This is a genomic window from Pseudoalteromonas sp. Isolate6, from assembly GCF_022398435.1.
GTDB lineage: Bacteria > Pseudomonadota > Gammaproteobacteria > Enterobacterales > Alteromonadaceae > Pseudoalteromonas > Pseudoalteromonas galatheae.
The window spans coordinates 13,727-34,066 of record NZ_JAKEVK010000007.1 but is presented as its reverse complement, the minus strand read 5'-3'; the positions used below and the strand labels follow the sequence as shown (position 1 = coordinate 34,066).

Below are 20,340 nucleotides of genomic sequence, written 5' to 3'. Positions count from 1 at the left end.
CCCATTTGGCTTCTGGTTACGAAGCCAAAAGTCATTGCTATTAGCTTAGAAACGATACTTCACACCAACAGTTGCCGTCGTACCAAGGCCTTTAACATTGTAGCCGCCGTACGTGTAGGCTTGTGCACGAGCTGGGTAGTAGTCAGAGTTAAATAAGTTCTCAATACCAACAAACGCTTGCCAGCTTTGCCCGAATTGATATTGACCACTAAAGTTAACCACGTTATAGCTATCTATTGGACCTTGATCTCCAACATAATTACCTTCATCGTCCCGTTCAAAACGTTTACGGTCGCCGACATGTAACCAGCTTAACGTCATAGATAACGCATCAGCTGGCTGCCAGTTTAGGTTTGCCGTAAGTTTTGGTGGACTAATTTGTCTTGAGCCAAGGTACGTATCCGCTTTAGTATCTTTACCCTCTACATAGCTATATGTCGCAATGAGTTTTAGCGTGTCGTTGATCTTGTAATCGACAAGTGCCTCATAGCCCCATATTTTTTGTGGTGCTCGAACAGGCTCATAAACTCCGGTTACTTCATTGAATTTATTTGTTGTGCCAAATTCAGATGTACTTCTATATGCCGCAAATTCAAATCGTAACGTCTCAAATTGAGAGTTAAAACCGATTTCGTAGTTATCAACAATCGATGCTTCTGTTTGAATTTGGCCAATGTCTTCTACCGTTGCACTACGTAGCAGACGGCCAATATCCGAGATATCAGAGCCCTGTGAGTAACTGGCGAATGGGCTGAACTTTTCATTCGCGTTATATTTAATACCCACATTGTACGTTGTGGCGTCATAGTCAATAGTGTCACCTTTCACGTTGAGTGGCACAGAACACTGATCCGCTGAACGGCATAGTTTTAGTGTTTGGTAATCAGCTACCGCAAGATCGATACTTTCTTGTCTCACTCCCGCTTTTAACACTAAGTCATCGGCAACAATCCACTTGGTCTGTAGGTAACCTGCGATGCTTTCCATATCCATTTCTGGCACCCAAATACGACCATCAACAAGTGGCTGTGAGGTCACATCGTTCAACGCATCGATACCATAGATGAAGGTAGCTTGGACATTGTCAAAATCAACCAAGGTATTAAATGTCGCACGCGCGCCCTTTTTTTCAGAGCGGATGATAGATTGACCGCCAGTGTACCCTTCATCAGGGTTTGCTAAACTTGGCGAGAAGAAGAACACGTTCTCAATGTCTTGCATATACGCATCAAGCGTCATTTGTGTATTAGCAAAAACTTCTATATCGGTGTATTTCAACGTAATGTTTTCATTGCCTTCTGGCCCTTGAGGCTTACCTTGTTTTTGCTGAGCTGGTGGCACGTGAATAGCGTAAGATTTTTCACCTAAATTGATGTTGCCAAACACATCACCTAGGTCCGTTTTTTGCTGTGAACTGTAGAAGTTGTAGCTAAATTGCAGTTGCTTGTCTTCATCAAAGTCATAGCCAAGCTTAGTAAAGTAGTTTTCTGTCACAGTATCCGACAGACCATACTGTAAACCCAGAATATCGCCTTCAGCATCACGCTGAACACCATTTTCTTCATAGCTTGCCGTGACTAAATAACTAAATTGGTCAACGCGGCCATTAATCGCGCCCGCAATTCGAGCACCAGCGCTCTCTGCAAGCTTTACTGCGCTAAAGCGGCTAGATAGACTAATTTCACCTTCTGGTTTGCCATCGCTTTTGGCCTGCTTGGTGATGTAGTTAATGATCCCGCCTGAAGCACCATTACCATAAATTGAGGTTGCCCCTTTGATCACTTCTATACGGGCGATGGCACTTGGATCGAGTGTTTTTACACCCAACGAACCATTTCGCAGTGGTGTAGACTGAGGTACACCGTCAATCATCACCAGAGGCGCACGTCCACGCAATGATTGCCCTGTATTACTTGAACTACCCGTATCCGGAGCAAGACCAGGAACAATTTGAGATAACAAGCTTTGTAATTCTGGATTTACTTTTAAATGATCTTCAATTTGTTTTTGATTAATAATCGTAATGGAGGCAGGCACTTCATCGATGCTTTCAAACACACGACTGCCCGAGACCACAATATGCTCCATATTTTCAGCTTGAAGATCTTTAACATTGGTATCGTCTGCAATGGCTGCTGCGCTAACAGCCAACGCTACCGTACTGAGAGTAGTTTTTAACATAGTTATCCTTGCTGGATTTGGAATAATAATGATGTAAAAAGCGGCAATATAATATTGCCAAACCCCAGTGAAAACAAGGTAAATGTGAATGGTTTTCATTATCCTTTACTTGAGGGTTATTCTACTCTGCACCGTTTTTTGCAATTATATCTACATAACAGCAACTTAGAGTGAAGTTAATTACCTCCTCCTGCGATGACGTTGTAACCAAAAATACAGGCCGGATACCGTGAACAAGGTCGGAGCTAAAGCAAACATTAACCAGACAAATTGCACGATGGGGCCAGCAAAATCACCAATGTGAAACTTGTACTTAAAGTTCCAAATTTGCGTAGCGACTCCCGCTTTTGACGCATCATATTGCGCTACCACCTCACTGTTATAAGGATTTACCCAAACCCAGCTATAGGCATGACTTTCGCCCGGATTTTGAACTCTAAAAGCGACACTGTCGGATGCTTTGTCAGGCATATAAATACGGAACAGCTGACTGTTTGGGAAAGTTGATTTTGCGCGCTTTGTAGCGCTATTTAAATCATAGGGCAAGCCGTGAAAGTTAACCGCAATAGTGGGTGGTTTTGGCCTTGCTTCGACCTCATCAAAGCTCAACCACTCAACCACAGCCTTAGTTTGCGGCTGCCAGTTAAACGCCATACCACTGAAGGCAATGAGCAGTATTGGTAAGAGCAAATATACACCCAATACGGTGTGTAACTGATAAAGCAGGACCCTTAGCTTCGCTTTTGGTTTTATCACTAGCCGTTTCAAGCGATTTTTAGGCTTTACCCAAAGATAAAACCCCAGCACTAACTCAATAATGAGTACAAGTGCACAAATAGATACCCAGTCTCTAAGCGGCTTTTTGTTGTCAGCATCTTCAAACAACAACCAACGATGTAGCGCCATCGTAAAGCCATATAGCGTAGAGTAATACTCGTAGCGATGAAGGATCTTGCCACTGTAGGGGTTAACGCTAACATAATCACCGCTAGACAACTTCAGTTGCCACGCCAAATCCGGCTGCTGCTCAGGCATAAACAATGAAACTTTTTCAGCGGTTGTAGATTCAACTGAGGTGACTATTTGCTCTACCCCAAGAGGCTCAGACTGCAGCTCAACTCGCCACAACTTAGGCTGAGTAAGATATTGAATATCTTTGGCATATATAAGCAGTGCCCCAGTTAAGCTTAAGCAAATAATAAAGGCACCAGATACCAGCGCCATTACGAGGTGAGCACGGCGTAACCACAATTTTATCAAGGGAATTCTCAAACTTCTTTCGATATTTAGCAATAGTAAGTGATAATAACTCTTACTTGCAACAGCACAAAATTTACCCTTTTACCGCTGCAGGTCTTTGCGTAGTTTAGCTCTACTTCGACACCACCTTCAGTCCGCGGCAATCGACTAAAATAATTCCACTTTAGGTGCTGTGATTGCTGGCCAATTTCGGGTATGCTATCGAGCAATTTTCTATTAATTTTGCCAGATGTTTGGAAACCTAGATGCAAGAGCAATATAACCCGCAAGATATCGAAGCCAAAGTACAGTCGTACTGGGAAGAAAACAATACCTTCAAAGTTGTCGAAGACGAAAGTAAAGAGAAGTACTACTGTCTCTCAATGTTCCCATATCCAAGTGGTCGCCTCCACATGGGTCACGTACGTAACTACACCATTGGTGATGTGGTTTCTCGTTTCCAACGCCTACAAGGCAAAAACGTTATGCAACCTATGGGTTGGGATGCGTTTGGTCTTCCAGCTGAAAATGCGGCAATTAAAAATAATACCGCACCGGCTAAATGGACCTACGAAAATATCGACTACATGCGCAACCAGCTTAAGTTACTTGGTTTTGGTTACGACTGGGATCGTGAAATTGCGACTTGTCACCCAGAATATTATAAGTGGGAACAGTGGTTCTTCACTAAGCTTTACGAAAAAGGCTTAGTATACAAAAAGATGTCAACGGTAAACTGGGATCCAGTTGACCAAACGGTACTGGCAAATGAGCAAGTTATTGACGGCCGTGGTTGGCGTTCAGGTGCCATTGTAGAGCAAAAAGAAATTCCACAATGGTTCATTAAGATCACCGATTATGCACAAGAGTTACTGGATGACTTAGACAAGCTTGAGCACTGGCCTGAGCAAGTTAAAACCATGCAGCGTAACTGGATTGGTCGCTCAGAAGGCGTTGAAATCGACTTTAAACGTGCCGACAACGACGAAAGCTTTACCGTATACACCACCCGCCCTGATACCTTTATGGGCGTGACTTATGTGGCAGTTGCGGCCGGTCACCCAATAGCTCAAGAAGCGGCAAAAAACAGTGAAGCAATCTCTCGCTTTGTTGAAGAGTGCAAGAACACCAAAGTTGCCGAAGCGGATATGGCAACGATGGAGAAAAAAGGCATCGCGACAGGCTTTACGGCTATCCACCCACTCACAGGACAAGAGGTGCCAATTTGGGTAGCTAACTTTGTACTGATGGATTACGGCTCAGGTGCCGTGATGGCAGTACCAGGTCACGACCAACGTGACTATGAGTTTGCAACCGCTTATGGTCTTGAGATCAAACAAGTTATTCAGCCTCTAGCCGGCGCAGAAGTAGAAGCTAATCTGGCTGAAGCAGCGTTTACCGAAAAAGGCACGCTTATCAACTCTGGCGAGTTCGATGGCCTAGACTTTGAAGGCGCATTTAACGCCATCGCAACTAAACTAGAATCACTTGGCGTAGGTAAACGTAAAGTAAACTTCCGTCTTCGCGATTGGGGTGTGAGCCGCCAGCGTTACTGGGGTTCGCCAATCCCAATGTTAAACAAAGAAGATGGTTCTGAGCTTGCGGCACCTGAGGACATGCTTCCTGTTCGTCTACCTGAAGACGTAGTCATGAATGGAGTAACTTCACCGATTAAAGCAGATCCAGAATGGGCAAAAGCAACAATAAATGGTGAGGCGGTATTCCACGAAACCGATACATTCGACACCTTTATGGAATCATCTTGGTACTATGCACGTTACTGTAGCCCACGCTATGATGAAGGTATGCTTGAACCAGGTGCAGCAAACTACTGGCTACCAGTAAACCAATATATTGGTGGTATTGAGCACGCTATCTTGCACTTGTTGTACTCACGTTTCTTCCACAAGTTGCTACGTGATTTCGGTTTAGTGAACTCTGATGAGCCATTTGAGCGTCTACTGTGTCAAGGCATGGTACTTGCGGATACTTACTACCGTAAAGACGAGAAAGGCGGCGATATTTGGATCGCACCAACTGACGTATTAACTGAGACTGACGACAAAGGCCGCATCACTAAAGCGTGGCATAAAGAAGACGGCGAGCCGGTATTCTCTGCTGGCATGAGCAAAATGTCTAAGTCGAAGAACAATGGTATTGACCCGCAAACGGTTATCAAGCAATACGGCGCTGACACAGTTCGCTTATTCATGATGTTTACGGCTCCACCAGAGCAAACGCTTGAATGGTCTGACTCAGGCGTTGAAGGTGCGCACCGTTTCCTTCGTCGTATTTGGAAGTACGCGGTTGACGTAAAGCAAGCAGGCACTGCCGAGCTTGATTTAAGCAAACTAAATGCAGCACAAAAGACGCTACGTCGCGACATCCACAAAGCCATTGCAAAAGTGACAGATGATATCGAACGTCGCCAAACGTTCAACACGGCAATTGCGGCGGTGATGGAGCTGTCAAACAAGCTTATCAAAGCGCCACTTAGTGATGAGCAAGACATTGCGCTAGCAAACGAAGCACTAGAAGCTATGGTGATCATGCTGGCGCCTATCACACCGCACATGTGTCACGAGCTGTGGACTGAGCTTGGCAAGGCTGGTGATATTCTTGATGCGGCATGGCCTATCGTCGACCAAAGCGCACTAGTTGAAGATGAAAAGCTTATCGTGGTGCAAGTAAACGGTAAGCTGCGCTCTAAAATCACCGTAGCGGCAGATGCAACGCAAGAGCAAGTTGAAGCGATTGCATTTAGCGAAGAAAACGTCACTAAGTTTACTGACGGCAAGACCATTCGTAAGGTGATCTATGTTCCTGGTAAACTACTTAATGTGGTTGCAAACTAAGATGCGTAGCCTATTTTGGCACACCAGCAAGCTAGCAGTTTTGCTAGCTTGCTTCTTCGTGGCGAGCTGCGGTTTTCACCTCAAGCAAGCCTCTTACCTTCCTGACGATCTGAAAGAGATCACCTTAAGCGGTGACGACAAGCGCTCAGCCTTGTTTGAACAATTACAATCCGATCTTCAGCGTGCTCAGGTATCCCTTACACCAAAAAATACCAAACAAGCTGCTGAGTTGTACTTGTACAATGATTCACTTGAACGTCAAACACTTAGTTTGTTCAAAAATGGTCAGGTTGCTCAGTATGAACTGGCTTATCGCGTGTCTTACCGATTGAGTCGCCCAGGCCAAGAACCCGTTAAACAAATGTTCGAGCTGTATCGCAACTATCAGGACGATCCTGACAACGCGCTAGCAAAGGCAAAAGAGCTTGAGCTGATCCTCACTGAAATGCGCCGCCTTGCAAGCCAACGTATTATTCGAGAGTTGTCGCAACTGTAATGCGTTGTTATGCCAATCAACTCTCCAATTACCTGAATAAGGGGCTTGCGCCTTTTTATCTTGTCTTTGGTGAAGAACCCTTTCAACAAGGTGAATGTGTACTTGCAATACGAACAGCAGCTAAGCAACAAGGCTTTGACGAAGTCATTAAATTTGCTCTACTCCCGGGATTTGACTGGCAAGAGCTCTGTGCGCAGTACAATAGTATGTCTTTGTTCAGTGCGCGTACGCTCATCGAGTTCGACTTTAATGAGCAAAAAGTTCCTACCCAAGGTGTTGCGGTTTTAAAGTCTTTGGCCGAACAGGTCAATCCTGATGTCGTTGTTATTTTTAAAGGGCTAGGCGCGGGTCAAGACATTCAACGCACTGCTTGGTTCAAAGCATTAGAGCCTAAAGGCCTATTTGTTCCTTGCTATGCGTTAACAGGCCGTCATCTTGAACGTTGGTTTGATGATGAGTGTAAGCGGCTGAAGCTTTCTGTCTCACCACAAGGCAAGCGCGCCCTACTCGTCGCCACAGAAGGCAACTTGCTTGCAACGCATCAGGAGCTCGAGAAGCTCTCCTTACTATTTGGTAAAAACCCAGTTGATGAACAGCAATTGCTAAGCGGCTTATTAAATCAATCTAAGTTCGATATCTTTGATTTAAATACCGGATTATTAACTGGCAACCCTAAGCAAATTATCAAAGTATTGAACAAGCTCGCCAGCGATAATGTAGAGCCCGCGAGTATTCTCTGGACCTTGCAAAACCAAGCTCGTACTCTGCTGGGAGTTAAAACCTTATGGCAAACTGGCACTACACTTGCGGATGCCTATAAAAAGCATAATGTCTGGAAAAATCAGCAAACCATCACGCAGCAAGCGTTAGACAGGTTAACGCTAGAGCAGATGAAACAGTTGCTCTGTATGATGGCAGACTTTGATACCGCATATAAAGAAGCAAGGATCACTGCGCCATACCAAGCTCTGGCACACATTGCGCTGGCCTTTGCCACACCCATCACAATGCCGTTGCCAATTAGTCAGAGTGAGCATGTATGATTGCTTTGTTTGGTGGTACTTTCGATCCTCCGCATTTAGGCCATTTAAATATGGCGATGCGCTGCGTCGACGAGCTAAGTCTGGCTGAGTTAAAGTTTTTACCTTGTGCCATACCGGTTCATAAACAAAAGCCCAGCATCAGTGACGAGCATCGCCTAGCGATGCTTGCAAATTTGCTATCAGGGCAACAAAAACTGGTTATTGATAGACGTGAACTTGACCGACAAGGGCCCTCTTACAGCCTGCTAACACTGCAAGAACTGCGTAGAGAATATCAGGACCAACCGATTTTATTTTTAATGGGTATGGACTCGTTTAATAGTCTGCACACTTGGTATCAATGGCAAGAAATCACAAAGCTGTGTCATCTTGTGGTGTATCAACGCCCAAAAGAACATTGCTCGCCGGATGCTAAAGTCTCGGCTTATTTAGCCAAAGCAGGCACAGATAACGCAGATAAGCTCCAAACCACCAACGCGGGACATTGCTATTTCCTTCACGGTGAGCAAAAAGACATTGCATCGAGTACAATTAGGGCTGCAATCGTGCAGCAAGATACAGAATATTTGGAACATTGGCTGCCCGCTTCGGTCATAGATTATATAAATAGCCATGGCTTGTATGCTGATTAACCCCATAAAGCGTGCTAAAATCGCCGATTATTTGAAATACAGAGACAAAAACTTGGATTCACAACAGTTATTAGATTTCGCGCTAGACAAAGTAGATGATATGAAAGCGCGTGATATTGTTAAGCTCGACGTTCGCGAAACTTCTTCAATCACCGACTACTTAGTGATCTGTACAGGCACCTCAAAACGCCATGTACAATCGATTGCCGACCATGTTGCAAAAGAAGCACGTCATGCTGGAGAAACACCAATTGGCCAAGAAGGTCAAGACATTGGAGAGTGGGTATTGGTTGATTTGGGCGACGTTGTTATACACGTGATGCAAGATCAAACCCGCGACTTTTATGACCTAGAAAAGCTGTGGGGTTAATGTGAAGATCCAACTCATTGCAGTAGGTACCAAAATGCCGAAGTGGGTTGAAACTGGCTTCACCGAATATCAAAGACGCTTTCCCAAAGATATGCCACTGGAGTTAATTGAAATTAGCGCGGGTAAACGGGGGAAAAACGCAGATATTAAACGCATTTTGCAACAGGAAGGTGAAAAAACCTTAGCCGCTATCCCAAAAGGCAATCGGATCGTAACCTTAGAAGTGACTGGCAAGCCATGGGATACACACCAACTTGCGAGCAATATGGAAAAGTGGCAGCTGGACGGTCGCGATGTCAGCTTACTGATTGGCGGCCCTGAAGGGCTTGCGCCAGAATGTATTGCTGCGGCCGAACAAAAGTGGTCATTATCAAACTTAACCCTACCCCACCCTTTGGTGCGTATAGTGGTTGCCGAGAGCTTGTATCGCGGCTGGAGTTTAAATAACAATCATCCTTACCACAGAGAATAATAATGATAAAAAAGCGGCCGACGATTAGGGATCATTCTGCCGAGGCGAACCTCTTTGCGAGACGGGCCTTTGTCGGCTTTGTTTTTGTCGTTATTATTGTTGGGATCTTGTTTCACAATGTCTACACGCTTCAGGTGACTGAACACGAAACCTATCGCACCCGCTCTAACGATAACCGTATAAAAGTCATTCCTGTCGCCCCTAATCGTGGTCTAATTTATGACCGCAATGGTGTGTTGCTCGCCGAAAACCGCCCCGTTTACAATCTTGAAGTGATCCCAGAAGACGTTGAAGACCTCGAAGCATCATTAGCTTCTGTCCGCCAACTTATTGAGATTTCTGAGCAAGAAATAGAAGATTTTAAAAAAGAAATCAAGCATAACCGACGCTTCAAAAGCCAAGTACTAAAGGGCCGCTTGAATGAAGAAGAAGTGGCGATTTTGTCGGTTAATCAACACCGCTTGCCCGGCTTTAGCGTTGAAGCCCGCTTATCTCGCTACTATCCATATGGCGATACCCTCACTCATGCCCTTGGCTATGTAGCAAAACTCAATAAAGAGGAGCTCTATGATTTAGAGCTTGAGGGCAAAGACACCAACTATCGTGCCACCCATGATATCGGTAAACTCGGTGTCGAAAAGTTTTATGAAGAACAGCTACATGGTATTGTTGGCTCTCGTCGCGTCGAGGTGAATAACCGTGGTCGCATTATTCGCACGCTGAGCATGGAAACACCGCAACCAGGTAAAGACTTGGTGCTAACGCTTGATATCGGTTTACAACAAATCGTACAACATGTACTTAAAGACACCCGAGGCGCAATCATCGTTATGGATCCGCGCGACGGGGGTATTTTAGCGCTCTATTCTAATCCAAGTTACGACCCAAACCTTTTTGTCCATGGGATCAGTGGCAAAGATTACCGAGCCTTACTTAACCCAGACAGGCCACTGATAAACCGTGCAACTCAGGGCCGTTATGCGCCTGCTTCCACAGTGAAGCCCCATCTCGCAGTGCTTGCACTGGAAGAAGGTGTTGTCACCGAAACAACCAAAATTTGGGATCCCGGCTTTTTTCAAATTCCAAATGTAAAACATAAATGGCGTGACTGGCGTCCTTGGGGCCATGAGCATGTTGATGTGTATAAAGCTATTGAGCAGTCTTGTGATACCTACTTTTACGAAACCGCATATAAACTCGGCATAACCAAAATTAGCGACTTTATGAACCAGTTTGGCTTTGGTGAGCTTTCGGGTATCGATATTCATGAAGAAACCTCTGCTATTTTACCATCCGTTGAGTGGAAAAGAGCTCGTTTTAAAGAGGCTTGGTATCCTGGGGATACTATTTCCGTAGGGATAGGCCAAGGTTACTGGACTGCTACTCCAATGCAAATAGCTAACTCGCTGAGCATTTTGGTCAATAAAGGCATACATAGGCAGCCGCACTTAGTACAAATCTCTAAGCAAGATACTGAAGTGGAGCAGTTATTTACGGAAGAAAAGCCACCTGTCGTGCTAAAAAACCCTTATCACTGGGATATTGCATTAAAAGCCATGCACAACACGGTAAAAATAGGTACCGCAAAAAATGCGTTTAAGGGCGTAACTTATGATCACGCTGGTAAAACTGGAACCGCGCAAGTTATTAGCATTGCTCAAGGCGAAAAGTATGATGCCAAGAAGCTAAAAGAAAAACACAGAGACAATGGTATTTACGTGGGTTTTGCGCCTTTTGATGATCCGCAAATTGTTATCACTGTAGTCGTGGAAAACCAAGGTGGCGGTAGTGCAATCGCAGCGCCAATGGCAAGACAAGTGATGGATTATTACTTTTCAGCCTACCCGCTTGAGAAGGAGCAACAGCAATGAGTCCGCTGAATAAGCCACGTTCACTCTTTGAAAAGGTTCATATCGACCTACCATTATTTGCAGCCTTGATTACGATGATGGTTGGCAGCCTAGCGATTGTTTATAGCGCTAGTGGGCAAGACATGGGCATGATGATGCGTCATGGTACACGCATGTTTGGTGCATTAGTTGCCATGTTATTTATGGCACAATTCTCTCCAAATACGCTTAAGCGTGTAGCTATTCCCGTCTATCTCGTGGGCCTTGGCATGCTCGTTGCTGTGCTGTTTTTTGGTGTCAGCAGTAAAGGGGCTCAGCGCTGGTTAGACTTAGGCGTTACCCGTTTTCAACCCTCTGAAATAATGAAGCTAGCAGTGCCCATGACGGTCGCTTGGTTTATAGGTCGCTCTCACTTACCTCCAAGTATTTTAAATTTAACAATCGGCTTTGTGATTGTGCTAGTGCCAACTATTCTGATCAAAGAGCAGCCTGACCTCGGTACTTCTATCTTAATTGCCAGTTCTGGTATTTTTGCACTCTTTTTAGCTGGGTTAAGTTGGCGTTTAATCGGTTCAGGTATATTACTTGCGGTTCCCGGTGGCTATGCGTTTTGGCATTACGGAATGCATGCCTATCAAAAACAACGTGTACTGACTTTTTTAGATCCGGAAAGCGACCCGCTAGGCTCTGGTTACCATATCATCCAATCAAAAATTGCAATAGGCTCTGGTGGCGTTGAGGGAAAAGGCTGGCTACACGGAACCCAATCTCAATTAGAATTTTTGCCAGAGCGCCATACCGACTTTATCTTCTCGGTGTTGAGCGAAGAATTTGGCTTGTTGGGTGTCACCATATTACTCAGCTTGTATCTTTTTATAATTGGTCGCGGATTATATATCGCAGTACAGGCACAAGACGCTTTCAGTAAGCTGCTTGCAGGAGCACTGACGTTGACCTTCTTCGTCTATGTCTTTGTAAATATCGGAATGGTTTCTGGTCTCTTGCCTGTAGTCGGTGTACCTCTGCCCCTAATTAGCTATGGTGGCACATCGATGGTGACCTTAATGGCCGGTTTTGGCATTATTATGGCAATCGCAACAGATAAGAGGATGTTGTTAAAATAATGACTGTTCGTATTACTCTGATTTCAAAATTGATTTTAGTATTTGCCCTGTTAAGCATGCTAAGCGCTTGCGGTAGTCGTTATCATATTCGTCATGACAAAGCGCCACTGCGCGAGCCTACCGAATTGGAAATGCAGGATGCCATTGTCACCAACGAGAAAAAGAGCGTCAGTGCCAATCGCCCCTACACTGTTCTTGGAAAACGTTACACGCCAATTTCGGACGAACATGGGTATCAACAACAAGGCATTGCCTCGTGGTATGGCCGAAAATTCCATGGCTACCACACCTCCAATGGTGAAATTTTTAATATGTTCGATATGACAGCAGCACATAAAACGCTGCCACTCCCTAGCTTTGCTAAAGTAACAAACTTAGACAACGGACGCTCTGCCATCGTTAGAATTAACGACCGAGGTCCGTTCCATGACGATAGACTAATCGACCTCTCTTATGCGGCTGCCTACAAGCTAGGCTATCACCTTCAGGGTACAGCGCGCGTTAAGGTCGAAGCCATTACTCTATCGCGCGAGTCTCCAAGGCTAACTTATGTACAAGTTGCTGCTGGCAGTAAACTTGAGAATATACAGTTATTAGCAGGTCAGTTAAAACAAGAGCTGGGGTTAGGTACACCCATCACGTTTGAAAACAACCTGTACAAGCTTAGAGTCGGCCCTGTTACCGACGACAATCAAGCACAATCTTTACTAAAAACCTTACAACAAGGTCAATTTAGTCGTGCTTTCTTGCTTTACAGTGAGCAGGAACTTTAGAATAACCGCAATGAATGCCGATAAACAAAAAAGCGAGCATAATGACTTCTATCAAACCAAAAATCGTTAAAAAAGTCCTTGGACTGGTGTGCACTTTCTCTATTATGAGTGCCAGCGCACAAATTATTCCTTCGCCGCCGCAAATCAATGCGAAAGGCTATTTCCTTGTGGACTTCACAACTGGAAAAGTGATTGCAGAGGGCGAAGCGGATACTAAGCTAGCGCCAGCAAGTTTAACCAAAATGATGACCAGCTATGTTATTGGTACCGAAATCGCTGCAGGTAACATTAGCCCATCAGATCAAGTCACTATTAGTGAAAAAGCGTGGGCTAAGAATTTTCCTGGTTCGTCGGTGATGTTTATCGAAGTAGGTAAGCAGGTCAGTGTTGATGACTTAAACCATGGGATCATTATTCAATCAGGCAACGATGCTTGTGTTGCAATGGCCGAGCACATTGCTGGCAGCGAAAGTGCGTTTGCCGATCTGATGAATGCACATGCTGAAAAACTGGGGATGACTAATACCCACTTTATTAACAGTCATGGTTTAGATACTGATGAGCATTACACCACCCCAAGAGACATGGCAACACTCGGGGCGGCACTTATTCGTGATGTACCTGATGAATACGCTTTGTACAAGAAAAAGTCTTTTTCATACAACGGTATAAAGCAATATAACCGTAACTCACTACTTTGGGATGCAAGCCTTGAAGTGGATGGCATTAAAACAGGCCACACCTCGGATGCAGGCTACAGCCTAGTTACTTCAGCGGTTAAAGATGATATGCGTCTTGTTGCGGTAGTCATGGGCACGGAGAGTGAACGTGCACGTAAAGTTGAGAGCAAAAAGCTACTTAACTACGGCTTCCGTTTCTTTGAAACCATTACTCCATACCAAGCTGGTGACGCTTTTGCCGATCAGCGTGTGTGGATGGGTAACAAAGAAACCGTATCGCTGGGCATTATGGAAGACACGCCTATTACTATTCCACGCGGTCAAAGTAAGAATTTAAAGGCTAACTTTGAGCTAGATAAAACACTCGAAGCACCTCTGGCGAAAGGCACTAAAGTTGGTACTTTGTTCTTACAGCTTGAAGGTGAAGACGTAGCACAATACCCGCTAGTTACACTTGAAGAGATCCAAGAAGGTGGATTCTTCAGCAAGATCTACGACTATCTACGTTTACAGATCTCGCAATAACCCTATTTTATGTAAGTGAACGCCTCATCATGAGGCGTTTTTTTTTGCGCCAAAAATGATAGAATGCGGCCAATAAATGACGACCTTGGCAGCTCCAGGCTTGAAAGAGCATCTTAGTGGCCAAACAAAGGCGTCAGCAAGTAGTTCGTTGTGAGGATACCGTCGTGGTAAAACCAGTTAAAAATACTAAGTTTGATGAATACTTAGAATTTCCTTGCCCATTTACATTCAAGATTATGGGCCTTGCAAATGTCGATTTGACGGATCAGATCCTAACTAAACTGCAGGTTATTGCACCGGGTGATTATGCACCAAAGGTTAAACCAAGCAGCAAAGGCACCTATGAAGCCGTATCTCTTGTCGTTACCGTAACCAGCAAAGAGCATATCGAGCAGATTTATACCGAGATCGGTGGCATCGAAGACGTCCGTTACATCCTGTAGTTGGTAAGGACCCCTAATTATGGAATCTCGTAAGTTAATTGTGCGCCAACTCGGCCTTTGTAGTTACGAGCCAATTTGGCACAAAATGCAATCTTTTACCGATGAGCGTGATGACACCACAGCGGATGAAATCTGGCTGGTGGAACATGAGCCTGTTTTTACACAAGGTCAAGCTGGTAAAGAAGAGCATGTCTTGGCGCCCGGTGATATTCCTGTCGTAAAAGTGGACCGCGGTGGTCAAGTTACCTATCACGGTCCAGGGCAACAAATGCTTTATGTATTGCTCAACTTACGACGATTGAAAATAGGGGTACGTGAACTCGTCACTTGGCTAGAAGAAAGTATAATCGACTCCCTAAAAGAATATGGGATAGAAGCTTACGCTAAAGCCGATGCGCCGGGCGTTTATGTAAATGATAGCAAGATAGCATCTCTTGGACTTAGAGTCCGCCGAGGCTGCTCGTTTCATGGTCTCGCACTCAACGTTAATATGGACCTTAACCCATTTTTACGAATAAACCCTTGTGGTTATGCGGGCATGAATATGGTGCAAAGTAGCGAAATTAATGGACCTCAAACCGTCGCTGATGCGGGGGCTGGTCTGGTAAAACACATGCTAAAACGCATTAATGCTGAGCATGTCGAATACACTGAAGGGTTTGAAAACGTATGAGTAAACCAGTCAAAATGGAGCCAGGGGTAAAGCTCCGCGATGCAGAAAAAATGGCATTGATCCCAGTTAAAGTCATGCCAACAGAACGCGAAGAAATGCTGAGAAAGCCTGAGTGGTTAAAGATCCGTTTGCCAAAATCAAGTGAACGTATCGATGGCATTAAACAAGCAATGCGTAAGCACGGTTTACACTCTGTTTGTGAAGAAGCATCTTGCCCTAACCTGTCTGAGTGCTTTAATCACGGTACAGCAACCTTTATGATTTTAGGTGCAATTTGTACTCGCCGCTGTCCATTCTGTGATGTGGCCCATGGTCGTCCACTAAAACCTGATGCACAAGAGCCGGAAAAGCTTGCGCTTACGATTAAAGACATGAAGTTAAGCTACGTTGTTATTACCTCTGTTGACCGTGATGACTTGCGCGACGGTGGTGCACAACACTTTGCCGACTGTATTCGCGAGATCCGTAAGCACAATCCAGGTATTACAATCGAAATTCTCGTACCTGATTTCCGTGGTCGTATGGATAGAGCGCTTGAAATCTTAAGCGAAACCCCACCGGATGTATTCAACCATAACCTTGAAACAGCACCCAGGCTCTACAAACTAGCGCGTCCGGGTGCCGATTATAAGTGGTCACTTGAATTGCTACGCCGCTTTAAAGAAATGCACCCAGAAGTGAGAACTAAATCTGGCTTGATGGTTGGACTAGGCGAAGAAATCTCAGAAATTGAAGAGGTCTTAAGAGACTTGCGCGAGCATAACGTAGATATGCTTACCGTAGGCCAGTACCTACAACCTTCAAAGCACCACTTACCAGTCAAACGCTACGTGCCACCAGTTGAGTTTGATGGGCTAAAAGAATATGCCGACGAGATAGGCTTTAGCCACGCCGCTTGCGGACCATTTGTGCGCTCTAGCTACCATGCAGATCAGCAAGCCGCGGGTAAAGAAGTAAAATAAACAGTGCCATTATATTCACTGTTTTGAAAGCCGTATTCCTATACGGCTTTTTTGTATCCGTAATTCCCCGTCCAACAGCCATTAACAGCAAAACGGTTTCAATTCCGAGCTATTCGTTATATCTTGCCTCACCAGATAATAATAATCAGGGGCAAAACGTGCTTAAGAATAAAACTTTGGGCAGCATGCTGATTGTAGCAGGTACTACAATTGGCGCGGGTATGCTCGCCCTCCCTATTGCATCAGCAGGACTCGGCTTTTCTACCGCTATCGCATTATTAGCAATCACATGGTTATTAATGACCTATACTGCATTGCTTATGCTGGAAGTACATCAATACGCAGATCAAGACGCAACATTAAATACACTAGCAAAAAACTTACTTGGTAAAACGGGGCAGTATGTCGCTAACTTTTCAATGGTCTTTTTGTTCTATGCCTTATGTGCAGCTTATATCGCAGGTGGCGGCGCACAGCTTCAAACCAAACTTGTCGGCATGTTAGGTGATGGCATAACCCCTCAACTGGGCTCTGTACTGCTTGCTGTTATCATAGCGACCATAGTGACATTAGGCACAAGTACAGTTGATAAGCTCAATCAGTTATTATTTACTATTAAAGTTATTGTGCTCGCGAGTTTGTTCTTTATTTTAACACCTTATGTTCACGGCCAGCACCTCATCGATATGCCGGTAGAACAAGGGCTGGTAATTGCAGCAATTCCGGTAATTTTTACTTCCTTTGGTTTTCATGGCTCAATCCCATCAATCGTTAAGTATGTGGGTGTAGATATCCGCCAACTACGTAAAGTAATGATGTTTGGTGCTGCCCTCCCGCTTATCATCTATGTGTTCTGGCAATTGCTCAGCCAAGGTGTTATGGGTCAAGAGAGCCTAATGGCAAGTGAGGGACTGCCGGGTTTTGTCACTAGTATTTCGTCTATCGCACACAACGACAACGTACAATTATTTGTGACTATATTTGCAGATCTTGCTCTCGCGACTTCGTTCTTGGGTGTAAGCCTTGGTTTATTCGACTTTTTTGCTGATACCTTTAAAAAGCAAGATACCAAGAAAGACCGTATAAAAACGGCGTTCATTACCTTTTTACCACCGCTAGGGTTTGCCCTTTTTTATCCCAAAGGTTTTATCATGGCACTGGGATATGCGGCGATTGCATTGGTGGTATTGGCGGTTTTTCTGCCAGTTGCTATGGTATGGAAACAGAGAAAAGCTAGAGGCAATGATGGATATCAGGTTAAAGGTGGTACGCTTGGATTAGGGCTTGCAGCCGCTTTCGGTGTAATGATCATTGCTTCCCAGCTGATGCAAATGGCTGGCCTTATTCCGAGTTTAGGGTAATACAAATCATGTAAAAGTAGGCTATCAACTGCCTACTTCAACACTCTCTAGTGAATCAGCTTGTAATCGTTTATGTTTCAGTTGAAAATAAGCTACTACTGGCACAAACGCCAAACACAAAGTGGCAAAGTTAACAATTGGAATAATTGTGACATAGAGGTATGACGAATAACTAAGTTCCATTAAGTGCCTGTCGACTAAGCGGAACATTTGTAAGAGCGGTGCAGGAATAATAATAAGTTGAGCGATCACACTCTGCCACATATAGACCTTGTCTTTTACAGCCCAAACAGCAATTATTGCCATAAAAATAATGTCGTTAAATGCCCAAAATATATAGCGATAAACTAAACCACTGTCTATCGCTCTTATAAAATCACCAGTAAAAGAGCCAATAATGTAAAACAAAGCAATCAAAATCGCATAACGAGCAGCTTTTATATCTCTTAGAACCAAACAGGCAACCACTGCAATCAGCGAAAGTGGAATGCTGTATTGGATATAAAAAAGCCTAACCGACTCCCAAGCCTCTAACATATTTACTCTTCTAACTATTAGTTATGATGATTTTTAATGGGTCAAGTGATTATTATAATCAGTTAAGACGGCTTTTTTTCTGCCTCTTCATCACCACCCTCACCATTACCGCCCGGTAGTCTAAAATTTTGAGGTTTTTTTATCGAAATCATTCTATTTCTCCTTTAAGTAGAACCGTCGGAAACAATAGCGAATTCCCTGTAATTTGGCAACAAACTGTAATCAATTTTGTCTTACTTCAATAGGCTCAGATTCTTTCGCTTTACCCTGTAAGATAGAGATTTCGACACGCCTATTACGTCGTCTATCAGCGTTGCTCTCATTGGGAACAAGCGGTCTGGTATCTGCGTGTCCAACCACGACCATTCTGTTCTTATCAAAACCACGAACTCGCTCCATCACAGTTGCGACGGCCACAGCTCGAGTTGCCGATAAATCCCAGTTATTCGAATAAAGCTCGTTCGTCACTCTAAAATCGTCGGTGTGACCCGACACAGTGATTTCACCAGGAACATCTTTTAGTAACTCTGCAATTTCTTCAACCACAGGCTCAAATTTAGGCTGCAAAAATGCACTACCTGCTGGGAAAGAGCCATTCTCCTGAATGCGTATAATGATTTGTTGCCCTAGCGATTCAAGCTCAATTGCACCATCCATAATTTGCTTTTCTAGCTGCTGCGCAATCTTTTTCACAAGTTCATTAACTTGTTCTTGATCCGCTGATGCAATTGCTTGCGTTGACGCCATTTCCTGCGCAGTACTGGCTGATTCACCACCACGCTTGTTGCCACGCTGTTCTTGCCGACCACCCGCAGAAGATTCATCACCAGCCTGAAACTCGAGCATCTGCTGCGTCATCTCTACCGTTTGCTGTTGAATAGTTTCAATCGGTGTCGGCTCTGGCTTTCCTGGAGTAAACTCCATCGCGATAACGCTGGTACCTTTTGGGATATCCTTTACTTCAATTTTATTTTGTACGCCAAAAGCAAACTTCATCGAACCGGCGATTTGCTTAAACTTCAGCACATCCATTTCAGAAAAAGCCAACAGTAGTACGAAGAAGCACATTAACAATGACATCAGATCGGCAAAGGTTCCCATCCAAGCCGGAAGACCTGGAGGGGGACATTTACATTCGTTCTCATCTGACATGATTATTCCTCAGCCTCAGCACCACGTTTAGACTCAGGCAAATAGTTCTTCAAGATACCTTCAATAACCTTCGGGTTTTGGCCATCTTGTATACCTAATATAGCATCCAAGATAAGTCGCTGATTTCGTTCTTCTTCATCTTTACGGAGTTCAAGTTTTACCTGAATAGGGATCGCAACCACGTTAGCTAAAAACGCACCATACAAAGTTGTTAAAAGCGCAACGGCCATAGCAGGTCCAATTGCTTTTGGATCATCCATGTTAGACAACATCGCCACTAGGCCGATAAGTGTCCCAATCATCCCCATCGCAGGCGCAATATCCGCTAGGGACTTGAATAAACCTGCGCCTAATTCATGCCTTGAAGACGTCAAGGCAATATCTTTTTGCAATGTAGCACGCACAACATCAGCATCATGACCATCGACTAGCATATCGACGCCTTTACGCATAAATTGGTTGGGGATTTCAGCTTCTTCTAACGCTAAAAAACCACCTTTACGCGCAGAATCTGCTAGCTCAACTGCTTTTTCAATCAGCTCTTCAGGGGTTTCAATCTTAAACATGAAGGCCTTCCCGGCCACCTTACCAATACCGAAAAACTGCCCAAGCGTAAAATTGGACAACACGATAAAAATTGAACCACCAAATACGATAACGACGGAAGGCGTGTTATAGAACATAGCGATCTGGCCATCACTACTCAATACCATTGACATTACAATCAAACCTATGGCACCCAGGATCCCTATTACCGTTGCTAAATCCACATGTCCTCCGGGGGAAGTTATTTGTGATAAATCACGCAGTTATTGTTGTTTGAGTTATCGGCAAGTTTTTCTACAACTTAACACTATTATATTAAAAAGAGTTTAAAATGCGAGTTTATAGCAGATCTTGTAATGCCGATACTCGGACAGATCAAAAAGTCACTGGTTTTTTTGACCTTGACGTCCAATCCCCCTAAAATTG

At 44.4% G+C, this 20,340-nt stretch carries 19 protein-coding genes; 14 read left to right on the top strand and 5 right to left on the bottom strand.

All coding sequences use genetic code 11. From position 1 onward, the window contains the following. Positions 1-45 precede the first annotated feature (45 nt). Both L1D50_RS01935 and L1D50_RS01930 read right to left on the bottom strand, forming a co-directional pair. Complete coding sequence (locus tag L1D50_RS01935; RefSeq protein ID WP_239965398.1) at positions 46-2,181, bottom strand: TonB-dependent receptor; 2,136 nt, start codon at positions 2,179-2,181, stop codon at positions 46-48. Positions 2,182-2,361: 180 nt separating this feature from the next. Next, positions 2,362-3,438, bottom strand: coding sequence for a PepSY-associated TM helix domain-containing protein (locus tag L1D50_RS01930; protein WP_345773966.1), 1,077 nt, complete (start codon positions 3,436-3,438; stop codon positions 2,362-2,364). A gap of 248 nt (positions 3,439-3,686) precedes the next feature. Here L1D50_RS01930 and leuS point away from each other — a divergent pair, with 248 nt between their 5' ends. The 14 genes from leuS to L1D50_RS01860 all read left to right on the top strand — a co-directional run bounded on the left by leuS (position 3,687) and on the right by L1D50_RS01860 (position 17,679). Continuing rightward, complete coding sequence (leuS, locus tag L1D50_RS01925; RefSeq protein ID WP_239965397.1) at positions 3,687-6,275, top strand: leucine--tRNA ligase; 2,589 nt, start codon at positions 3,687-3,689, stop codon at positions 6,273-6,275. Beyond that, positions 6,259-6,771, top strand: a complete 513-nt coding sequence (gene lptE, locus L1D50_RS01920; protein ID WP_010606155.1) for an LPS assembly lipoprotein LptE — start codon at positions 6,259-6,261, stop codon at positions 6,769-6,771. The genes leuS and lptE overlap by 17 nt, the downstream gene beginning before the upstream one ends. Beyond that, a complete protein-coding gene (gene holA, locus L1D50_RS01915; protein WP_239965396.1) occupies positions 6,771-7,814 on the top strand; it encodes a DNA polymerase III subunit delta in 1,044 nt (347 codons plus the stop codon). Before lptE ends, holA begins: the two co-directional genes overlap by 1 nt. After that, the gene (gene nadD, locus L1D50_RS01910; protein WP_128728434.1) at positions 7,811-8,446 is read left to right on the top strand and encodes a nicotinate-nucleotide adenylyltransferase; all 636 of its coding nucleotides are present in this window, start codon (positions 7,811-7,813) and stop codon (positions 8,444-8,446) included. The genes holA and nadD overlap by 4 nt, the downstream gene beginning before the upstream one ends. A 52-nt stretch (positions 8,447-8,498) precedes the next feature. Beyond that, positions 8,499-8,816: a ribosome silencing factor gene (rsfS, locus tag L1D50_RS01905; protein WP_128728904.1), complete on the top strand. Its 318-nt coding sequence runs from the start codon at positions 8,499-8,501 to the stop codon at positions 8,814-8,816. Between the two features lies 1 nt (position 8,817). Further along, positions 8,818-9,288, top strand: coding sequence for a 23S rRNA (pseudouridine(1915)-N(3))-methyltransferase RlmH (rlmH, locus tag L1D50_RS01900; protein ID WP_010372039.1), 471 nt, complete (start codon positions 8,818-8,820; stop codon positions 9,286-9,288). Positions 9,289-9,290: 2 nt separating this feature from the next. Further along, positions 9,291-11,159: a penicillin-binding protein 2 gene (gene mrdA / locus L1D50_RS01895; RefSeq protein ID WP_128728435.1), complete on the top strand. Its 1,869-nt coding sequence runs from the start codon at positions 9,291-9,293 to the stop codon at positions 11,157-11,159. Continuing rightward, on the top strand, positions 11,156-12,262 hold the full coding sequence (gene rodA, locus L1D50_RS01890) for a rod shape-determining protein RodA (RefSeq protein WP_128728436.1): 1,107 nt from the start codon (positions 11,156-11,158) through the stop codon (positions 12,260-12,262). Before mrdA ends, rodA begins: the two co-directional genes overlap by 4 nt. After that, complete coding sequence (locus tag L1D50_RS01885) at positions 12,262-13,035, top strand: septal ring lytic transglycosylase RlpA family protein (protein ID WP_239965394.1); 774 nt, start codon at positions 12,262-12,264, stop codon at positions 13,033-13,035. The genes rodA and L1D50_RS01885 overlap by 1 nt, the downstream gene beginning before the upstream one ends. Positions 13,036-13,076: 41 nt before the next feature. After that, positions 13,077-14,240: a serine hydrolase gene (locus L1D50_RS01880; RefSeq protein ID WP_010372052.1), complete on the top strand. Its 1,164-nt coding sequence runs from the start codon at positions 13,077-13,079 to the stop codon at positions 14,238-14,240. Between the two features lie 164 nt (positions 14,241-14,404). Then, positions 14,405-14,683: a DUF493 family protein YbeD gene (gene ybeD / locus L1D50_RS01875; protein WP_095728297.1), complete on the top strand. Its 279-nt coding sequence runs from the start codon at positions 14,405-14,407 to the stop codon at positions 14,681-14,683. A 19-nt stretch (positions 14,684-14,702) separates the two neighbouring features. Further along, positions 14,703-15,356 carry a lipoyl(octanoyl) transferase LipB gene (lipB, locus tag L1D50_RS01870; protein ID WP_130163564.1) on the top strand — a complete coding sequence of 218 codons (654 nt, stop codon included), beginning with the start codon at positions 14,703-14,705 and terminating at the stop codon, positions 15,354-15,356. Next, positions 15,353-16,318: a lipoyl synthase gene (lipA, locus tag L1D50_RS01865; protein ID WP_010372064.1), complete on the top strand. Its 966-nt coding sequence runs from the start codon at positions 15,353-15,355 to the stop codon at positions 16,316-16,318. Before lipB ends, lipA begins: the two co-directional genes overlap by 4 nt. 158 nt (positions 16,319-16,476) lie before the next feature. Further along, positions 16,477-17,679, top strand: a complete 1,203-nt coding sequence (locus tag L1D50_RS01860) for an aromatic amino acid transport family protein (protein WP_167815409.1) — start codon at positions 16,477-16,479, stop codon at positions 17,677-17,679. A gap of 24 nt (positions 17,680-17,703) precedes the next feature. Here the strand turns inward: L1D50_RS01860 and L1D50_RS01855 are convergent, their stop codons facing one another. From L1D50_RS01855 to pomA, 3 genes are all read right to left on the bottom strand, one after another. Continuing rightward, positions 17,704-18,216, bottom strand: a complete 513-nt coding sequence (locus L1D50_RS01855) for a hypothetical protein (RefSeq protein WP_138583033.1) — start codon at positions 18,214-18,216, stop codon at positions 17,704-17,706. Between the two features lie 222 nt (positions 18,217-18,438). Then, positions 18,439-19,368 carry a flagellar motor protein MotB gene (locus L1D50_RS01850; protein WP_128728439.1) on the bottom strand — a complete coding sequence of 310 codons (930 nt, stop codon included), beginning with the start codon at positions 19,366-19,368 and terminating at the stop codon, positions 18,439-18,441. Between the two features lie 2 nt (positions 19,369-19,370). Further along, a complete protein-coding gene (pomA, locus tag L1D50_RS01845; RefSeq protein ID WP_010606140.1) occupies positions 19,371-20,138 on the bottom strand; it encodes a flagellar motor protein PomA in 768 nt (255 codons plus the stop codon). Positions 20,139-20,340: the final 202 nt, after the last annotated feature.